This is a genomic window from Pseudomonas sp. SWRI77, from assembly GCF_014269105.1.
Lineage (GTDB): Bacteria > Pseudomonadota > Gammaproteobacteria > Pseudomonadales > Pseudomonadaceae > Aquipseudomonas > Aquipseudomonas capeferrum.
The window spans coordinates 1-16,533 of record NZ_JABWRV010000029.1 but is presented as its reverse complement, the minus strand read 5'-3'; the positions used below and the strand labels follow the sequence as shown (position 1 = coordinate 16,533).

14 protein-coding genes and 1 pseudogene are annotated in these 16,533 nt (G+C 60.4%); 12 read left to right on the top strand and 3 right to left on the bottom strand.

Going from position 1 to position 16,533, the window contains the following annotated elements:
- Positions 1–10: 10 nt before the first annotated feature.
- The gene (locus tag HU766_RS22670) at positions 11–781 is read left to right on the top strand and encodes an NAD(P)-binding domain-containing protein (RefSeq protein ID WP_186660797.1); all 771 of its coding nucleotides are present in this window, start codon (positions 11–13) and stop codon (positions 779–781) included.
- Between the two features lie 7 nt (positions 782–788).
- On the opposite strand, the gene tssM is transcribed toward HU766_RS22670, so the two are convergent.
- Genes tssM through vasI form a run of 3 tightly spaced genes read right to left on the bottom strand, consistent with a single transcriptional unit; the run spans position 789 to position 6,495 of the window.
- On the bottom strand, positions 789–4,388 hold the full coding sequence (gene tssM, locus HU766_RS22665; RefSeq protein WP_186660793.1) for a type VI secretion system membrane subunit TssM: 3,600 nt from the start codon (positions 4,386–4,388) through the stop codon (positions 789–791).
- Complete coding sequence (gene tssA / locus HU766_RS22660; protein ID WP_186660784.1) at positions 4,385–5,857, bottom strand: type VI secretion system protein TssA; 1,473 nt, start codon at positions 5,855–5,857, stop codon at positions 4,385–4,387. The genes tssM and tssA overlap by 4 nt, the downstream gene beginning before the upstream one ends.
- Entirely contained in the window at positions 5,845–6,495 is a 651-nt protein-coding gene (gene vasI, locus HU766_RS22655; protein ID WP_186660774.1) for a type VI secretion system-associated protein VasI, read from the bottom strand. Before vasI ends, tssA begins: the two co-directional genes overlap by 13 nt.
- 340 nt (positions 6,496–6,835) lie before the next feature.
- Here vasI and tssB point away from each other — a divergent pair, with 340 nt between their 5' ends.
- The 11 genes and pseudogenes from tssB to HU766_RS26290 all read left to right on the top strand — a co-directional run.
- Positions 6,836–7,339, top strand: a complete 504-nt coding sequence (gene tssB, locus HU766_RS22650; RefSeq protein WP_186660765.1) for a type VI secretion system contractile sheath small subunit — start codon at positions 6,836–6,838, stop codon at positions 7,337–7,339.
- 17 nt (positions 7,340–7,356) lie between these two features.
- On the top strand, positions 7,357–8,847 hold the full coding sequence (gene tssC / locus HU766_RS22645) for a type VI secretion system contractile sheath large subunit (protein ID WP_186660756.1): 1,491 nt from the start codon (positions 7,357–7,359) through the stop codon (positions 8,845–8,847).
- Positions 8,844–9,254 carry a type VI secretion system baseplate subunit TssE gene (tssE, locus tag HU766_RS22640; RefSeq protein ID WP_186660747.1) on the top strand — a complete coding sequence of 137 codons (411 nt, stop codon included), beginning with the start codon at positions 8,844–8,846 and terminating at the stop codon, positions 9,252–9,254. The genes tssC and tssE overlap by 4 nt, the downstream gene beginning before the upstream one ends.
- Before the next feature lie 3 nt (positions 9,255–9,257).
- Complete coding sequence (gene tssF / locus HU766_RS22635) at positions 9,258–11,024, top strand: type VI secretion system baseplate subunit TssF (protein ID WP_186660745.1); 1,767 nt, start codon at positions 9,258–9,260, stop codon at positions 11,022–11,024.
- Complete coding sequence (gene tssG, locus HU766_RS22630) at positions 10,988–12,004, top strand: type VI secretion system baseplate subunit TssG (RefSeq protein ID WP_186660736.1); 1,017 nt, start codon at positions 10,988–10,990, stop codon at positions 12,002–12,004. Before tssF ends, tssG begins: the two co-directional genes overlap by 37 nt.
- Complete coding sequence (locus HU766_RS22625) at positions 12,001–12,564, top strand: FHA domain-containing protein (protein WP_186660734.1); 564 nt, start codon at positions 12,001–12,003, stop codon at positions 12,562–12,564. The genes tssG and HU766_RS22625 overlap by 4 nt, the downstream gene beginning before the upstream one ends.
- Positions 12,561–13,355 carry a type VI secretion system lipoprotein TssJ gene (gene tssJ, locus HU766_RS22620; protein WP_186660732.1) on the top strand — a complete coding sequence of 265 codons (795 nt, stop codon included), beginning with the start codon at positions 12,561–12,563 and terminating at the stop codon, positions 13,353–13,355. The genes HU766_RS22625 and tssJ overlap by 4 nt, the downstream gene beginning before the upstream one ends.
- Positions 13,356–13,410: 55 nt before the next feature.
- Entirely contained in the window at positions 13,411–14,748 is a 1,338-nt protein-coding gene (gene tssK / locus HU766_RS22615) for a type VI secretion system baseplate subunit TssK (protein WP_186660730.1), read from the top strand.
- 43 nt (positions 14,749–14,791) lie between these two features.
- The gene (gene icmH / locus HU766_RS22610) at positions 14,792–15,592 is read left to right on the top strand and encodes a type IVB secretion system protein IcmH/DotU (RefSeq protein ID WP_186660869.1); all 801 of its coding nucleotides are present in this window, start codon (positions 14,792–14,794) and stop codon (positions 15,590–15,592) included.
- Between the two features lie 134 nt (positions 15,593–15,726).
- Positions 15,727–16,251 carry an Hcp family type VI secretion system effector gene (locus tag HU766_RS22605; RefSeq protein WP_186660720.1) on the top strand — a complete coding sequence of 175 codons (525 nt, stop codon included), beginning with the start codon at positions 15,727–15,729 and terminating at the stop codon, positions 16,249–16,251.
- Positions 16,252–16,325: 74 nt separating this feature from the next.
- Positions 16,326–16,533 (top strand): annotated as a pseudogene (locus tag HU766_RS26290) (type VI secretion system tip protein VgrG); the annotation flags it as partial.

Sequence of the window (16,533 nt, the reverse complement as noted above, 5' to 3'; positions counted from 1 at the left end):
AGGAGGCATCATGCATAGTCTGGGTATTCTCGGGGTCGGCGAGCTGACCGAAAAAGTGGTGATGGGCCTGCGCCGCAGTGGTTTCGACGGCGCGATCCTGCTGTCGCCACGCAACGCCCAGCGCGCCGAAGCGCTGGCCCACACCCAAGGTTGCCAGGTACTGCCGAGCAACCAGGCGGTGGTCGATCAGGCCGAGCTGGTGATGCTGGGCGTGCGCCCGGCAGCGCTGGCACAACTCGCCAGCGAGGTGCGCCTGCGCCCCGGGCAACGCTTGCTGTCGTTGGCGGCGGGTGTGGGCTTGGCACAGTTGCAAGCGGCCTTCCCTGCGGCCCACTGCGTGCGCGTGATGCTGTCTTACGCGGCGCAACACAACCAGGCCACCGTGGTGGTCTGCCCGCCGGACGTGCCTACCGAGCAGGGCCTGGGCGCGCTGGGCAACCTGGTGGTGCTGCAGGATGAAGCCGCGTTCGAGCTGGCCACGGTTGCCGCGTGCATGAACGGCTGGTTCTACTTCCTGTTGCACGATTTGCAGCAGTGGCTGACCGACAAGGGCCTGCCGGCTGCCGAAGCGCGTGCTCTGGTGCTGGGCAACCTGCACGACTGTGTGACCAGTGCCCAGCGCCAGCCCGAGCACACGCTGAAGGCGTTGGGGCAGGCGATTGCCACGCCAGGCACCTTTACCGCCGATGGGCTGGCGGTACTGATGCATCAGCCAGTGAGTGCCAGCTGGGGCGCGGCCTGCGAGGTGGTGCTGGATGGGCTGTTGACGCGGTCCAGGTAACGTCCTCTTACGTACCGTCCGCTTGCCCGGCCAGTGCAACCTTGGGTGGCAGCTGCAACAAGCCACGCGGCAAGCGGAAGCCTTTGAAAGGCTGTTGGGTAATCGGGTTGAAGGCTTTTTCAGCATTCAGCCGATAGCGCATCACGCCGTCTCCGGTCCTGAAGCTCAGGTCCACGCTGGTTGCGGTGCGCCCATTGAGCGAGCCGCGGCTAAGCAAGCGGAACATCGACCAAGGCCCGCGGTACTCCAGGCTGCTGCTATTGCCGTTCTGCCGGAGCAACGTAAGGTTGCTGCGCACTTTGCGCCCCAGGGTATTGGGCCAGACAACCCCGCTGATCTGGCTTGGACCATGGGTGTAAGCAATCAACTGGCCATCCAGGTCCAGCAGACTGGTGCGCTGATTGGCGCTGAGCCCCAACGGCTCAATGCTGAATTGCACACTCAGGTTGCCACGCTGGTCGAAGAAGGTCTCGCGGATGCGGTCTGCCAGCGCCAACTGTTCGATCACGTCGCTGCGGATCAAGGACTGCCCCTGACCTGACTGCAGGGCTTCGAGGTTGTCGTTCAGGAACACCTTCAGGTACTGATCATTGAACTGTTGCAGGCGACCCTTCGGCCCAAAGAACGCCTCGAAGTCTTCCAGAGAGGCATCGGGCGCTTTCACCACGAAGGGGTAGCGACCCGCCAGGCGTTGCTGGAAGAAGCTGTACACTTCAACGTCCCAGCGTCGCTCCAGTTCACGCAACGCTTCCACGTTCAACACCCGCGCGGTTTGATCCGCGACTTTTCTTACCTGGAAGTTGAGGGGTTCCGGCAACCCCGTCGCAACACGCTGCAAGGTACCGATCGGGTCGTGCCCCGTCATCGAGAAGCGCTGATGCACCGCTTGCAGGGCTGCCTTACCTCGATCGGGGCTGTCCTGCACCGCCTTGGCATAGTCGTGGACGGCGGCAATGGCGGCGAGCGTTTCATCGTAGTAACTCGGTTTATCGCCTGTTGCCTGCAACATGGCACTGAGGCCCGCGAATGCCCGCTGAATCGCTAACGTCTGTTGTTGCGCGGGTGGGCGACTTGCAGGCTGCAGCGCAGCAGCCTCACTCGGCGCTTCAATGCCTGCTGCCGAGGACAGCGACGTGTTTTCGCGCACGGTATCCAGCAGCCGCTGCAGCGGCGCTGCTGGCCCCGTCATCTGTTGCAGGATCACGACAGCATGATCCAGGTCGCGAAAGTCAGCCACCGCAAACGCATTCAGGGCACGCCGCCAGCTGTCGATGTAGTCGGTGCTGTACAGATTGCGCAAGCGTTCGCTCAGCGCCTCCCGGTCGGCGTCCGAATAGTCAAGTTGCGCGCGTTCGCCGAGTGCCCACTGGTCGATCATCGCCATTTCGGCGAACCGCTGGCTGCGCGGTTCAAAATACGCCGTGTAGCCTTTGGCGGTCAGCATGGGGGCCAGCAGAAGGTTATCCTCCCGTCCGGCCCCTGCAGACGGCTGGTAAACCACATCGAACGCCGGGCCCACTTGGTGACGCAGGTCCAAGCCGATGTGTAGCTGCTCCTGGGCCTGTTGCTTGAGGCCTGCATACACCCGCTGTGGCAACGGCACCTTGCGCAATGCCTGCTGCACTTCACTGACCCGCTGGCGGAACTGCGGCAGATCTGCATCGGCATACGCCAAGGCATATTCTAGGTGCTGCATGAGGTCGCGCTGCAGCTGCCCCTGGCCTGGAAACGCCTGTTGCCACTGCCGTGCCATCCACTCCTCGACCCATTCAGGCCGGCGGCTCTTGCGGTCTTCGAGCATACGGTAAACCCTGAGCGCCGCCATTTGCTGCTCACTGCCGGGGGGCGCCGCGTTCATGGCATCGATCACTCCGCTGGCCAAGGCCGGCAAGAAGCGCTTGGAGAGCAAGCTCAGGTAGGCTTCGTCCACCCGGGGCCCGATGGCGCGGCCCTGATACAGGCCCAAATCCGCCACACCAGGCCACGCAGCACGGTAATCGCCAAACACCGATACCGCATCACGGATCTGGTCCAGTGGCTCCAGCAAATTGCGGCCGGTCGGGTCCAGGCGCTGATCCACTTCGTGATGGCTGTACTCCTGGCTCTTGGCAAGCACCCCGGCGGCCTTGGTGCCATTGATATCGAAGTAGCGTTGCCAACTGGCAATGGCGATGCAGAACGCAAGCAGGCCTACGCCAGAACCCACCCACAGCAATTGGCGCTTGCTGCGAGCCACCTTGACATTGTCCCCGGCAAGGCCGGCCTCCTGGAAGATCACCCGCGCAAAAGCCCGTTGGACGAAGTAGACCAGTGCCTTGCCTGGCGCCTTACCTTCACGCAAGGGAAGCTTCGTTTTATAGGGCTGAGCCGCTTCTCGGATGAATGCATTACGCATTTCGCCTTGCTGCGTGACGGATGACCAATACACACCACGGACCAAGGCCGGTGTGGTGAAACGGTCACTTGCCAAGGCCTCGCGTAGAAACCCTAGCAATATCGGCCGCAGCCCGATCAACTGCGCATGCAAGGAAAACAGCCGTGCGCGCAGGGGTGCACTGCCCACTGAATCGATACGGTCCACGACCTGCTCGAACAGCTGGCAAATCAAGCGATCGTAGTGTTCAGCGTATTCGTCCAGCCAGGCGTCGAACGCTTCGACCGCATCCAGCTTGAACGTGAACCCCAGCATGTTTGCGCGGCTGGCCGCTGAGAGCTTGCTGTAGAAAGGATCAAAACCATCGAGCAGATCGAATTTGCTGAGCACCACATACAGTGGCAAGCGCGAACCCAGCTGACTGCTTACCTCGTGCAAGCGTGTGCGCAACACATGGGCCAATGCCGTGCGTTGCTCAGGTGACCCATGCAACAGCCCGGGCAGGTCGACAACCAGCAACAAGCCATTGAGCGCTCTCTGGCTTCTATTGCGCAGCAACCAGCCCAACAGATGGCTCCACAACTTGCCCTGGGTGCCTTCAGATACCGCGGGCTCACTGTTCGGCGAGCTTGCCAGCGCGCCCTGACTGATGAAGGCGCCGGGTGGGTCGATGATCACTGCATCATTGCTGATCCACCACCCCACCGGGTATGCAAGCGCTTCAGCCTGCCGGCCGCGTGCTTGGGCCTTGTCGATACGCGTCAGGGAAAAACTCTGATCGGTGCAATCGATGAAGCTGCTCTTCCCGGCATGCTCATCGCCCAGTACCAGATACCACGGCAACCGATACAAAGCCCGTCGACCGCCTGCATTGTCCAGATACCGCGCAAGGCCCTGGTTCAACGCCTTCTCTTGGGCGTGGACGAAGGGCAGCGCAGGGTCCGACTCAGCAGCCGTTGCCAGAGCCTGCTCAGCTTGCAGGCGGCGAAAGCGCGCACGCAGTATGACCAGCCAGCACACCAAGGGCACCAGCACGAGCACCAGGCTCGCCAGACTGCGATGGGCCACGCTCGCCAGTGGCTGTTGTTCACGCCATGTCCAGTGCGGGCCAAGCCACCAGATGGCAACCAACATCAGCGCAGCGCCAATAGCCAACAGCAGCGGCAGTGCCAGGCCAATGCGCGTAGCCACCGGCAAGCCCCAGCGTTTGAGTTGCTTCCATAGTTGATTCATGAGGGCTCCTGGTCCTTGTTCTGGTTGGCCAACGCTGGGGCTGTGGCGTACTGCTGGAGCCGCTGGAACACCTCGGGCTCCCAGGCGTCGGCGGTGGTTTGCTGCATCGTGCGGGCCACACCGGCGCACAGGTCCTGGGCCAGCCAGGACACGCCCCGCGCCGCCAGCAAGTCAGCAGCAATCACGGTGGTATGGCAGCGATCACGAGGGGCACGAAAATCCGCCTGCAGCGCTTGCAAGCGGAGCAGAACCGGCTCTACACCGCCACTTTCCAGTTGGCTGACCAACTCCTCGCGCAAGCCGCTGAACTCATGAGTGGGGGCACCCTGCTCGCCCTGCCCCTGACCGCCCTTGAGCCAAGCCAGGCATTGGTCATCGACAAACACCCTGCCGTCGCTGAAGCCCAGCTGCTGCAGGGCGGGCATACGCTGTACGAACCGCGCGGTGGTCGCGCGGATCGCCTCAGCGACCTCGCCCATCGCCAGCCGCGAAGCGGTAGTCGCGGCCAGAAAACTGCCGCGAATCCAGAAGGGGCATGCCGCCACACTCTTTTCGATCCGCTGCAGTAACCCCGGGTCAATCACCGTGCCGGCGATAGCGTCTTCGTAGGCCCCTGCTATATCCAACGGAACCGCCATCAGTTCCGTACGGTTGCCGCCCTGCCTGGCTTGGGGTGCTGCCTGGAGGTGCGCCCACAAGCCAAAACGACGTAACTGATAGCCGGTCGGGTCGTACGGGTCCTGTTGATTGATGAGCTCGGCCATGGTCAACACGGCCCGTCGTGTCTCTCGTTCGTTGCCCATCGACACACGTGGCATAGGCGTGGCGATGACTTCGGCCAGCGGCGCAACATCAATGCTTGCCGCAGGCGCCTTGGGCGACGCATCAGGCTCGCCGATGCCGTCGGCAACCGCCGTGTGTTTACTAAGCAAGCGCTGCAGTTCGCCCAGCAGGCCCGCGTCCAGTTGGGCGATGCCCTGCTGCTGTTGCAGGCACGTCAACGCTTGCTGCGCCGCCGCCGCAAGCGCCGGCGTATAGGTGAAGCGGTCAAGGCGCGGCAACGCTTCGATCAAGCGGTTGAGCATCAAGGCCGCCAGCTTGCGTTTGCCCAGGAAACCTTTAGGGCCGGGCTTTGGATGGGCGGGTTCCCAGTAGTGTTCGACCATGCCGGCCAACAACGCCAACGTGTAGCCCCAGCGCTCCCAGCAGCCACTGCGCAACCACGCAACACTGAGGTGAGAGACGATGCGCAGGTGCTTGCATTGCTGGCTCAGGTAAAGCCGGGACGCCTCTTCAATGTAAACCCAGTCGATCGAAGCTTCCTGCAGCCCGCCCAGCTTGACCATCTCCTGGTCAATGGCCTGGTAGGTTTCGTCCTCCACATCGAACAGCCCAGCAGGGACCGCCGGATCAATCGGTGCAAGCAACCCAGTGATGTGCTGCGCAGGCACTTGCGCTACCACCGGCATGTGCTTCGCACCTGGCGGATCAAAGGGTCCAGACCTTGCGCATCAAAAATCAGCCCATCGACTTCGTTGTGATCACTCACAACTTCGATGCGCTGCGCCCCTATCAGATGCTTGATCTGCTCGATCGCCGGCAAACCTCGCCCCGCGTCGAGCACTTGCCCGTTCTCCATCACCTGCCAGGGCGTCGCATTCGTAGACCCGCCTTCCCCCTTCAGGCGCACAGTCACCCAGCTGGCGCCGATGGGCTGCCTGGCAATCAACTGCAGCCGGGAGATGTGCTGTATGCAACTGATGGCCAGATAGGAAGGGTCATCGCCTGAGGCAATGGCGGGGGCCGAAATGACCCATTCAGGTGCGCGTTCACTGCCCTCGCTTTGGCTGCCAATGCGAAACGTCAGGTCATCTGCCGTACGTGTGGCCTCATTTGCCATCACCCGTAACACGCTGGTTGCCTCCAGCTCCGGTGCTGACCACTGTTTTTTCGCCTTGTGCGCAGGTGTGCCGGCCGCCTGGTCGAAACAGGCCAACCGCTCGATGTTAGACACGATCGCGGGGCAGTCCTGAATAGGGCTTGCCAGCACCGGCTGCAGGAAAAACACCAACGAAAGACCGGCGACATATGCACAGCGAATTATCATTCCAAGTTCACTCTCTACAAACAGAACAAATGCCCTACATGGCCGTGCGCACTTTTCCTACAAGCACGCACCAATAAACGCACTCACACACAGCCGACCCAAATAAAATCCCCACGAGCCTAGTACATAGAACCAACTGCACACAAACAAATATTCGCTTACATTTTCCCGCTCGACCAAAAGACATTATTTACTGCATGGTTTTTATAGGCCACCGACAATTATATAGAGCCAACCATTGAAACTTAGGAAATTTCCTACAAACAAGTATCGTAATTAAACACGCGACAATACGGACCTTGCAGAAAACGATCAAAAACAACCAACGAGTTAAACGCCAATGTCAAAAAACACAGGCTCTGTAGCGCCTAAAGAGCGCATAAACATCAAGTATGTTCCTGCCACCGGGGACGAACAGGCCGAAGTAGAGCTGCCGCACAAAATGCTCGTCCTGGGCGATTTCGGCTTGGATGACAGCCGGGCGCTAGAAGACCGCGCGGTCATGCGCATTGATAAACACAGCTTCAACAACGTCCTGAGCGAAGCCGACGTGCGCCTGAATATGTCAGTGCCCTCCCTGCTCAGCACCGCCCCCGACGCCGAGCTGGCGGTCAGCCTGCAGTTCAAGTCCATCCATGACTTCGGGCCGGACCAGATCGCTCGACAGGTACCCGAACTGAACAAGCTATTGGAGCTGCGCGAGGCGCTGGTCGCCCTGAAGGGCCCGCTGGGCAACGTGCCGACATTCCGCAAGCAACTGCAACACCTGTTGAGCAATGAGCAAACCCGCAAGCAGCTCGCCAAAGAACTGGACCTGGTGCTTGAGGCGCCAAAAGAAGACTGAGACAACGGAGCGAACCCATGCCAAAGCAAAACAGCACTACCGTCGCCGTTGATACCCCTGCCGAAACGTTGAGCCCAACCACGCTGCTTGACCAGATCATGGCGCAAACCAAATTGGTGCCTGCGCAAGAAGGCTATCAGGTCGCCCGGCAGGGTGTATCTGCCTTTATTGCCGACATCCTCAAAAACCATGACCCAGAGCAACTTATCAATAAGCACCGTGTCGACCAGATGATTGCGGAACTGGACCGGGTGCTCAGCAAGCAGATGGACGCCATCGTGCATCAGCCCGCGTTCCAGCAGCTTGAGTCTTCCTGGCGCGGGCTGAAACTTCTGGTCGACCGCACGGACTTCCGCGAAAACATCAAGCTCGAAGTGTTGCATGTCAGCAAAGCCGATTTGCTCGATGATTTCGAACATGCGGCTGATATCACATCCAGCGGCATGTACAAACACGTTTACACGGCCGGTTACGGCCAATTCGGTGGCGAACCGGTTGCGGCCATGGTGAGTGACTATAACTTCGGCCCGTCCTCACCGGACATCAAACTGCTGAGCTACATGGCCTCGGTGGGCGCCATGTCGCATGCGCCCTTTCTCGCAGCGCCGTCCCCCGAATTCTTTAACTTGAGCAGTTTCGAAGAGCTGCCCAATCTCAAGGAAATCAAAGACATTTTTGCAGGGCCTCGGCATGCCAAGTGGCGGGCTTTCCGTGAAAGCGAGGACGCCCGTCACGTGGCCCTGACCGGGCCGCGGTTCATGCTTCGCTCCGTCTACCACCATCAGGACCAGCCGATCAGCAGCTTCAACTACGACGAGAACATCGACGGCCGGCATGACAATTATCTCTGGGGCAGTTCCGCGTTCCTGCTGGCCAGTTGCATCAACGACAGCTTTGCCCGCTACCGCTGGTGCCCGAATATCATCGGCCCGCAGTCGGGTGGCGCCGTCGAAGACCTGCCGGTTCATTTGTACGAATCCTTGGGCCAGTTGCAGGCCAAGATCCCGACCGAAGTGCTGATCTCCGATCGCAAGGAATTCGAGCTGGCTGAAGAAGGCTTCATCGCCCTGACCATGCGCAAAGACAGCGATAACGCGGCGTTCTTCTCCGCCAACTCGGTGCAGAAACCCAAGCACTTCCCGAAAACCGCTGAGGGCGTGCAGGCCCAGACCAACTACAAGCTTGGCACCCAGTTGCCCTACCTGTTCATCGTCAACCGGCTTGCCCACTACATCAAGGTGCTGCAGCGCGAACAGATCGGCAGCTGGAAGGAACGGCGGGACCTTGAATCCGAGCTCAACAAATGGATCAAGCAATACGTCGCCGACCAGGAAAACCCTTGCGCCGATGTTCGCAGCCGCCGCCCGCTGCGTGCAGCCAGGGTTGAAGTCTCGGACGTTGCCGGTGACCCGGGTTGGTACCAGGTTTCACTCGCCGTGCGCCCGCACTTCAAATACATGGGTGCGAATTTCGAGATTTCCCTGGTCGGGCGGCTCGACACGCAATGAGCGCCCTTTTCGATCGCTTGATGGCGGACCAGTCCACTCCCCGAGAGCCGTCCCGGCGGGAGAGCGCTTCGCAAAAATTCGCCGCCATCAAACGCCACCTTGAAACCTTGCTCAACGCCCGCCAGGGGTGCTCGCAGAGCAGCCCTGACCTGGGCCTGCGTGACTTCAACGGGCATGACGTGAGCAGCGGCGAATTGCTTGCGCAAGTGAGCGCGGATATTCGCCGCACCCTTCAACGCTACGAGCCACGCATACAGCTGCGCACCCTTAAAGCCGTACCCGATGTTCACGCCCCACTGGACTTGCATTTCAGGTTGGATTGCCACGTACAGGTCAACAACCACACGGAGCAGCTGCAACTCGAGCTGCTGGTCAACGGGCACAACCGTTACACCCGAGTGAGGTGACCCATGTCACTAAAGGACCGATTCAGCGAAGAGTTGCACTACCTGCGCGAGCTGGGGAACGACTTTGCCAAGGACAATCCACAGCTCGCCCGGCTGCTAGGCAAGGGAGGTAGCGACCCCGATGTGGAACGCCTGATGGAAGCCTTCGCGTTCCTGACGGCCAAGCTGCGGCTCAAGCTGGAAGACGACCTGCCAGAGCTGACCCACCCCATGCTGCAGTTGCTGTGGCCGAATTATCTGCGGCCCCTGCCCAGCGCGACGATCATCCAGTTCACGCCGCTCAAGCAGTCCCTCAGCCAGTCACAGCACATCCCCAAAGGTTCAAGGCTGTTCTCGAAGCCAGTAGACAGTGTGGCCTGCGAATTTCGCACCTGTACTGCGGTGAATATCCATCCGTTCGAGATCGAGGCGGTGGGCGCAACCCAGACATTGGACAGTTCGGTGGTTCGCATCGACCTTCAAGCATTGGTTGAGCGGCCACTGAACAGCCTGGGCTGCTCCAGCCTCGACTTCCACCTCAGCGGCGATAGCAGTAACGCCCGCACGCTGTACTTGTGGCTTTCCCAGTACCTGAAGCAAGTCAGCGTGACCATCAACGGTGAGGTGCGCCGGCTACCGGCCAGCAGCGTCCTCTTCCCGGGGTTCAGCCCCGACGACGCCTTGTTGCCCTACCCGCAGAACGTCTTTGACGGCTATCGCATCCTGCAGGAGTACTTCGTCTTCCCCCAGCGGTTTCACTTCTTCAGCGTGACCGGGCTGGAAAAACTGTGGCCCGTTCATGCCAGCCAACAGGTGAGCATGGCGTTTCACTTCACGCGTCAACTACCTGACTCACTGCGTGTCGGCAAAGCAGACTTCAGCCTGTATTGCACACCGGCGGTCAACCTGTTCGCGCACAGCGCCGAACCGATCGACCTGTCCAACGAGCACGCCCAGGTCCAACTGAAGCCTAAAGGCTCAGAGCAGTCCGTTTACGAAATTTTCAGTGTCGACCACGTCATCAGTACCCGAGCGACGACAGATGGGGGTAGCGGCGAGTACCTGCGGACCTTCCGCCCATTCGAGTCGTTTGCGCATGAAATCGAGCACGTGCAAGGGCGCACCGCGCTGTATTACCGCTACCAGCTCGAAGACTCGCTGCGCGGTGATGGCGTCACCCATCGCATCTCGTTCGTCCGCGCCGATGCCAACGCCTACATTGGCCAGCTGGAAACAGCGTCGATAGACCTGACCTGCACCAATCGGGACCTGCCGCTGGCGTTGGGCGTCAATGACATCAACGTGCTCACCGAGGTCACGCCGCCGCTCGCCGCCTATACCAACATCTGCGCGCCTACCCGCCCCTATCGCCCCGTGCTGGACGGTCAGTTGCAGTGGGCATTGGTCTCCAACATGTCGCTCAACTACCTGTCGCTGCTCTCGGTAGAGCCGTTGAAAGCGGTCATCCGTACCTACGACTTCGCAGCCTTGCACGATATCCAGCAAGCACGCACCACCGCTAAACGCCTCGACGGCATCCGTGAAATTCACACCGAACCTATGGATTGGCTGATCAAGGGGCAGCCCATCCGCGGCCTGCACACCCGGTTGAAGCTGGACCAGGCCGCCTTCCTCTGCGAAGGCGACTTGTACCTGTTCAGCTGCGTGCTCGCCCACTTCTTCGCGCTGTACGCGAGCATCAATTCCTTCCATCAACTGGAAGTGATCAACACCACCAACAACGAGCACTACACATGGCCAATCCAGACCGGCAAGCAACCGCTGATCTAGCCGACAGGCTGCTCGCCGACGCGCACCAGTACAACTTCTTCCAGTTGCTGGAGCGCTTGCACGGCTTGCACGGTGATGACCTGGAACCGCGCTGGCCAGACGAGGCCACCCGGCTGCGCGTGCGCCTGGCCAGCGATCCGCGGCTGACCTTCCCTGTGTCGGACGTATACAAAGCCGAACGCGTGCCCGGTGAACAGCCGCGCTATCGCGTTTGCACCACCTTCATGGGCTTGCATGGCACGGACTCACCGTTGCCCACCTATTACCTGGAGCAGCTGGCTTATGAACATGCGCAGGGTATTGGCGTGCGGCCGGCCTTCTTCGACTTCTTCAACCATTATGTGCTCAGCCTGCTGCATCGCATCTGGCGCAAATACCGCTACTACATCCGTTTTCAGCCGGGTGCCAGCGATGAATTCTCGCAGTACGTGTTCGCCCTGCTCGGGCTGAACAACAAGCAACTTCGAGGTGACACAGCGCTGCCCTGGAGCCGGCTGCTCAGCTTTGCCGGCGTCATCGCCAGCCGCAGCCGCGCGCCGGGCACCGTCGCCGGCATCATTGCCCATTGCTTCGATCTGAAGCACGTGCATATCCGTGAATTCGAAACGCGCTCGGTGCCCACTACGGGCAAACAGCGGGTCAGCCTCGGGCGTAGCAACGGCGAGCTGGGCAGCAGCTTCATGGTCGGCAGCCGCACGCGCACCCGCAGCAGCAAGTTCACCCTGGTGATCAGTGAGCTAGACCAGGCCCAGTTGCGAGACCTGCTGCCCAGCGGCATCAACTTCGGCCGCGTGCGGGCATTGATCGACTTTCTACTGCGTGATGGCCTGGCTTATGACCTGGAACTGCGGTTGAAGCAGAACGCGCTGCCACCTTTCTGCCTGCACCGTAACCAAGGCGCCTATCTGGGCTGGACCAGTTTTGTCGATGACCGCCATGGCGAGATCAGCCCCGTCGTGCGCTTTCGGGGGCGCGCATGAGCACATTGATCTTGAGCATCTCCAACCTCGACCAGTTGCAGCACGGCGTCACTGCTCGGCATGCGTTCGATTGCAAGGGCGGCACCATCGGCAGCGAAGGCGCCAATTGGCTGATCGATGACCGTCACCATACCGTTGCAGCGATCCACTGCGAAATCCGTTGGCTAGAGGGCGGCTTCTGCGTGATCGACCGCTGCAACCGCACCTACCTGAACGACAGCATCAACAGTCTGGGAGCACTACCCCCCAGGCGCCTTCTGGAAGGCGACCAACTGCGTATTGGCGCTTATCGGCTGCACATTCAGTACGCGCTCACCCATGCGCAGTCGCTGGAGGACCTGTTCAGCCCTGCCCCGCGCGTGCTCGACCAACTGATAGCCGATGGTCCAACCCAGGCTTGGCAACCGAGGCATTCAGCCCCCCACGCAGCCGTCGAGATCTGCTCGGTGTTCGAGCCTGCCAGTGGCAATGACCCTCTGGCAGCACTGAATGCCGTGCCGGATGCGAGGGCGTCGGAAGACAACCTGCTGCAACGTTTGATTGCAGGAGAACGCCCATGACGCGTCATCCGTTGGTAATCGCCCTGCTGGTCGCAATGGTTGGGCTCTCCGCCTGCACGTCCTTGAGCAGAGTAAGGCAAGTGGTCATGGACCCTTCACTGCCCATTGGGCCGCCCAAGGATCATCCCACCGAGGTCGCGTTCAGCATTAATGCCAGCCCCACGCTGAATGGCAACCCGAACAGCATCGACCTGCCGACTGAACACGAGAGCGTCCTGGAGCCCAGCCCCTATGGGGTCAGCTTGAGCGCGGGCGACCCTTATGCACTGACAGAGAAAGTGGCGAGCCTGTTCGCGTTCTTGCAGGCGCAATTTCCAGCGATGTCCCCCGTCGAAATGGCCGAGGACGACGAAGCTGACCTGCAACGCTCCCCCTTGGAAGAGAGCACACCCGGCAGCTATGACGACCCAACGGTAGTCCTTACGTTGCCACGCACAACGGCCGTCGCCGCAGAACCTGTTGCGACCCCCATCGCCATCAAGATCCTGCAACTGCGCGACGACTCACTGCTGCGTAACAGCGTGTATCGACTGCTAGACGAAGACCCGGCCACGGCCCTGCGCAGCACCTATATCCGCGATGACGATTACCTGCTGCGCCCCGGCCAGTTCAAGTTCATCCCCTTCGCGCCCATCGAGCCCGAGACCCGTTTCGTCGCAGTCATCGGCGACTACCAAAACCAGGAAAACGCCACCTGGCAGCAGGTGCTGCGCATTCCCCCACGGGGCCGCCAGATCATCCTTTCGGTGCTGGTCAACGACACACAGATCCTGCTCAAGGAGGAAGACTGATGACGCTTGCACACCTGTTGCCCCTCTCGCTTACCCACGCTGACATGGAGCCCTCATGAGTTCACGTAACCCCGTCCTGTGGCCCGAGGGCCTGTTCGTCAAGCCGCAACATTTTCAGCAGGCGGCCCGGGCCACGGAAGCGGCGCTGCACCAGCGCCTTGGCAGCCTCAGCGCAGCCTTTTATGGCTTCAGCGAACTGCAGTTGAACGATGAGTACCTGAGCCTGGGCAAGATCGCCATCACCCGGGCGCGGGGCATCATGCCGGACGGCACGGTGTTCGATATACCCGCAGACCTGCCGCCGCCGCCGCCGCTGGAAATCGATGATGATGGCGCCAAAGACAGTGAGGTGTACCTGTGCCTGCCGCTGCGCACCGAGGGCGGCCGCGAAGTGAGCTGGCCCGACAACACCGCCAACTTCCGTTACATCGCCCAGGCGTATGAGATCAAGGACACCCACACCGCCGACGGTGATTTGGCTCAGGTCGACCTCGCCATGCCCAACCTGCAGCTCAAACGCAAAGCCGAAGACAGCAGCGCCTACACCCGCCTGGCCCTGGCCCGTATTCTCGAACGGCGCCCCGACGGCAGCCTGCAGCTGGATGAAGCGTTTTACCCCACCAGCATATCGGTGCGCGCGGTGCCGGCGCTGCAGCGCTTTCTCGAAGAAATCTGCAATACCCTACGCGAACGGGCACGCAACCTCGCCACCCGCATTGGTGCATCGGGCCAGTCCGGGATCGCCGACATCCGCGACTTCAACCTCTTGCAAGCCATGAACCGCTGGTGGCCCTGCTTCCGCCACCTGGCCAGGCAAGCGCAGACGCACCCTGAGCAGCTCTACCTGTGCATGAGCCAGGCCTGTGGCGAGCTGGTGACCTTCACCGACGAGACCCGGCTGGCGCAGGAATACCCTGCGTATCACCACACCGCGCTGCACACCTCATTCAAACCGCTGCAAGAGACCTTGCGCCGGGCACTGAGCACAGTCCTGCAACCACGCGCCGTGTCGCTGCCGTTGGAGTCCCTGGACTATGGCGTGATGACGACGACGCTGGAAGATCGCCGCCTGATCGACGAAGCCGACTTCATCCTCGCCGTGCGCGCCAATCTGCCGCCACAGTCGCTGCGCCAGATGTTTGTGCAGAAAGCCAAGGTTACCTCGCTGGAATCATTGAATGACCTGGTGCCACTGCAACTGCCCGGTATCCCCTTGAACCCCTTGCCCGTGGCGCCTCGCGACCTGCCCTTCCATGCAGGGTTCAGCTACTTCGAACTGGACCGGCGAGACCCGGCCTGGGCCTGCATGACAAAGGCCAATGGGTTCGGCATCCACATTGCGGGTGAATTCCCGGGGCTTGAATTGCAGTTCTGGGCGATCAGGAGCGAATGAGATGACAGAGAACAGTCAAGACAGTGTGGGTGAACATTTCGGCATGCCAGGCAAGGCGCCTATAGAGGGCAAGCGGTCTGCAGGAAACGCCGAGCCAGAGAGGGAACAGGCTGAGCCTACCTTCGAGGGTTATGCCGCTGATCCCGACTTCAAGCTACGGGGCGGCTACGCAAACCTGATGCTGGATGCTGCTGCCCCCCTGTTCGGCCTGGTCATGCGCCTGCGCACCCTCGATAGATTGCCCAACATCAAGGACGTGCACGGGCAAGTACGCAACCAGATCGCTAACATCCAGGAAGAAATGCGCCAGCACGGCTATGACCCCGCTCAGTTGCTGGCGTACTCGTATGGCCTGTGCCTTTACATTGATGAAGCCGTCATGGAAAGGCCCTGGGGCAAGAACAGCTGTTGGAGCCAGGAGCCACTGCTCAGCATCTTCCACCACGAAACCTGGGGTGGGGAGAAATTCTTCACCGTGCTTTCCCGCCTGATGCAAGAACCCCAGCGGTATCAGGACGTACTGGAGTTCATGTACTTCGCACTGGCCCTTGGCCTGAAAGGCAAGTACGCCATCGCCCCGAAGGGCGAAGAAACGCTCAATGCCTTGATTCACCAACTCCACGGGATCATCCGCGAGCTCCGCGGCCCTACGCCGGAAGACGTCTGCGACCCCTACACCCACGTGGCCCCGCGCAACTTTCGCATGAACCGGCAATGGCCGTGGTGGAGCCCTCTGCTGGCGTGCGCCTTTGCCATGGCGGTGGCCTATGGGATCTACAGCTACCGCCTGCACCTGGTCACCACCGAGGTACTGGAGTCGCTCAACGGCATTTTGCAGCAATAACCAACCGCCACACGGCGCCACTGAATTCAACGAATTAGCGGGGTTGCTGCCTCGCTGACAAGCCCATCGTTTCCGATGGCCACGCCACCTTGGGGTGCGCGTGTTTTATCCAAATGGACGCAGGAGAAACTGCCATGCCAACACCCGCTTACATCACAATTGAAGGTACGTCTCAAGGCCTGATTACGAAAGACGCTTTCACACCTGACTCTGTAGGTAATGTTTATGTCGAAGGCCACGAGAACGAGATCCTCGCTCAGGAAATCAAGCATCAGGTAACCGTGCCTACTGACCCACAGAGCGGACAACCCTCTGGGCAACGCGTTCACAAGCCCTTTGTGTTTACGTGCGCGCTGAACAAAGCAGTTCCTCTGTTGTATCAGGCACTAGTACGCGGTGAAGTACTACCTATGACCACTATCCGGTGGTATCGAACATCGGTTGAAGGGAAGCAAGAGCATTTCTTCACAACAGAGCTAGTTGACGGAATCATTGTCGACATCAACAGCGTACTCCCCCATGCACAGAATAAAGTGAACGAAAATTATACTCAGCTCATTGAGGTATCGATGAGTTATCGCAAAATTAGCTGGGAGCATAGAGTAGCCGGGACGTCGGCTATTGACGATTGGCGCAAACCCATAGAAACCGCCGTTTGATCTAGCACGCTTGCAGCCGGGCGGGCAATTATGCCCGGCTGTCAGAACTACCAGGCGGCCGACAAGGATCTCTTATGCCTCGCCAATCCGATCTGCATTACAGCTTTCAACCCCTCGTGGGCGGTGCTCAATTCGACGTCATGTCGTTCACGCTCAAGGAAGGCATCAGCCACCCTTCTCGCTCGAGCTGGAACTGATCAGCTACCAGGACGACATCGACTTCGGCCAGCTGCTCGACCAACCTGTGCTGTTCACCCTCTGGGACCGCGAACGCCCCGTGCG

Bases quoted from the DNA above. Each gene is read 5' to 3' on its own strand.
- icmH (WP_186660869.1), top strand. From the start codon at position 14,792: ATGCCAGGCAAGGCGCCTATAGAGGGCAAGCGGTCTGCAGGAAACGCC.
- HU766_RS22670 (WP_186660797.1), top strand. From the start codon at position 11: ATGCATAGTCTGGGTATTCTCGGGGTCGGCGAGCTGACCGAAAAAGTG.
- tssG (WP_186660736.1), top strand. From the start codon at position 10,988: ATGGCCAATCCAGACCGGCAAGCAACCGCTGATCTAGCCGACAGGCTG.
- tssJ (WP_186660732.1), top strand. From the start codon at position 12,561: ATGACGCGTCATCCGTTGGTAATCGCCCTGCTGGTCGCAATGGTTGGG.
- vasI (WP_186660774.1), bottom strand. From the start codon at position 6,495: ATGATAATTCGCTGTGCATATGTCGCCGGTCTTTCGTTGGTGTTTTTC.
- tssB (WP_186660765.1), top strand. From the start codon at position 6,836: ATGTCAAAAAACACAGGCTCTGTAGCGCCTAAAGAGCGCATAAACATC.
- HU766_RS22605 (WP_186660720.1), top strand. From the start codon at position 15,727: ATGCCAACACCCGCTTACATCACAATTGAAGGTACGTCTCAAGGCCTG.
- tssC (WP_186660756.1), top strand. From the start codon at position 7,357: ATGCCAAAGCAAAACAGCACTACCGTCGCCGTTGATACCCCTGCCGAA.
- tssF (WP_186660745.1), top strand. From the start codon at position 9,258: ATGTCACTAAAGGACCGATTCAGCGAAGAGTTGCACTACCTGCGCGAG.
- HU766_RS22625 (WP_186660734.1), top strand. From the start codon at position 12,001: ATGAGCACATTGATCTTGAGCATCTCCAACCTCGACCAGTTGCAGCAC.
- tssM (WP_186660793.1), bottom strand. From the start codon at position 4,388: ATGAATCAACTATGGAAGCAACTCAAACGCTGGGGCTTGCCGGTGGCT.
- tssE (WP_186660747.1), top strand. From the start codon at position 8,844: ATGAGCGCCCTTTTCGATCGCTTGATGGCGGACCAGTCCACTCCCCGA.
- tssA (WP_186660784.1), bottom strand. From the start codon at position 5,857: ATGCCGGTGGTAGCGCAAGTGCCTGCGCAGCACATCACTGGGTTGCTT.
- tssK (WP_186660730.1), top strand. From the start codon at position 13,411: ATGAGTTCACGTAACCCCGTCCTGTGGCCCGAGGGCCTGTTCGTCAAG.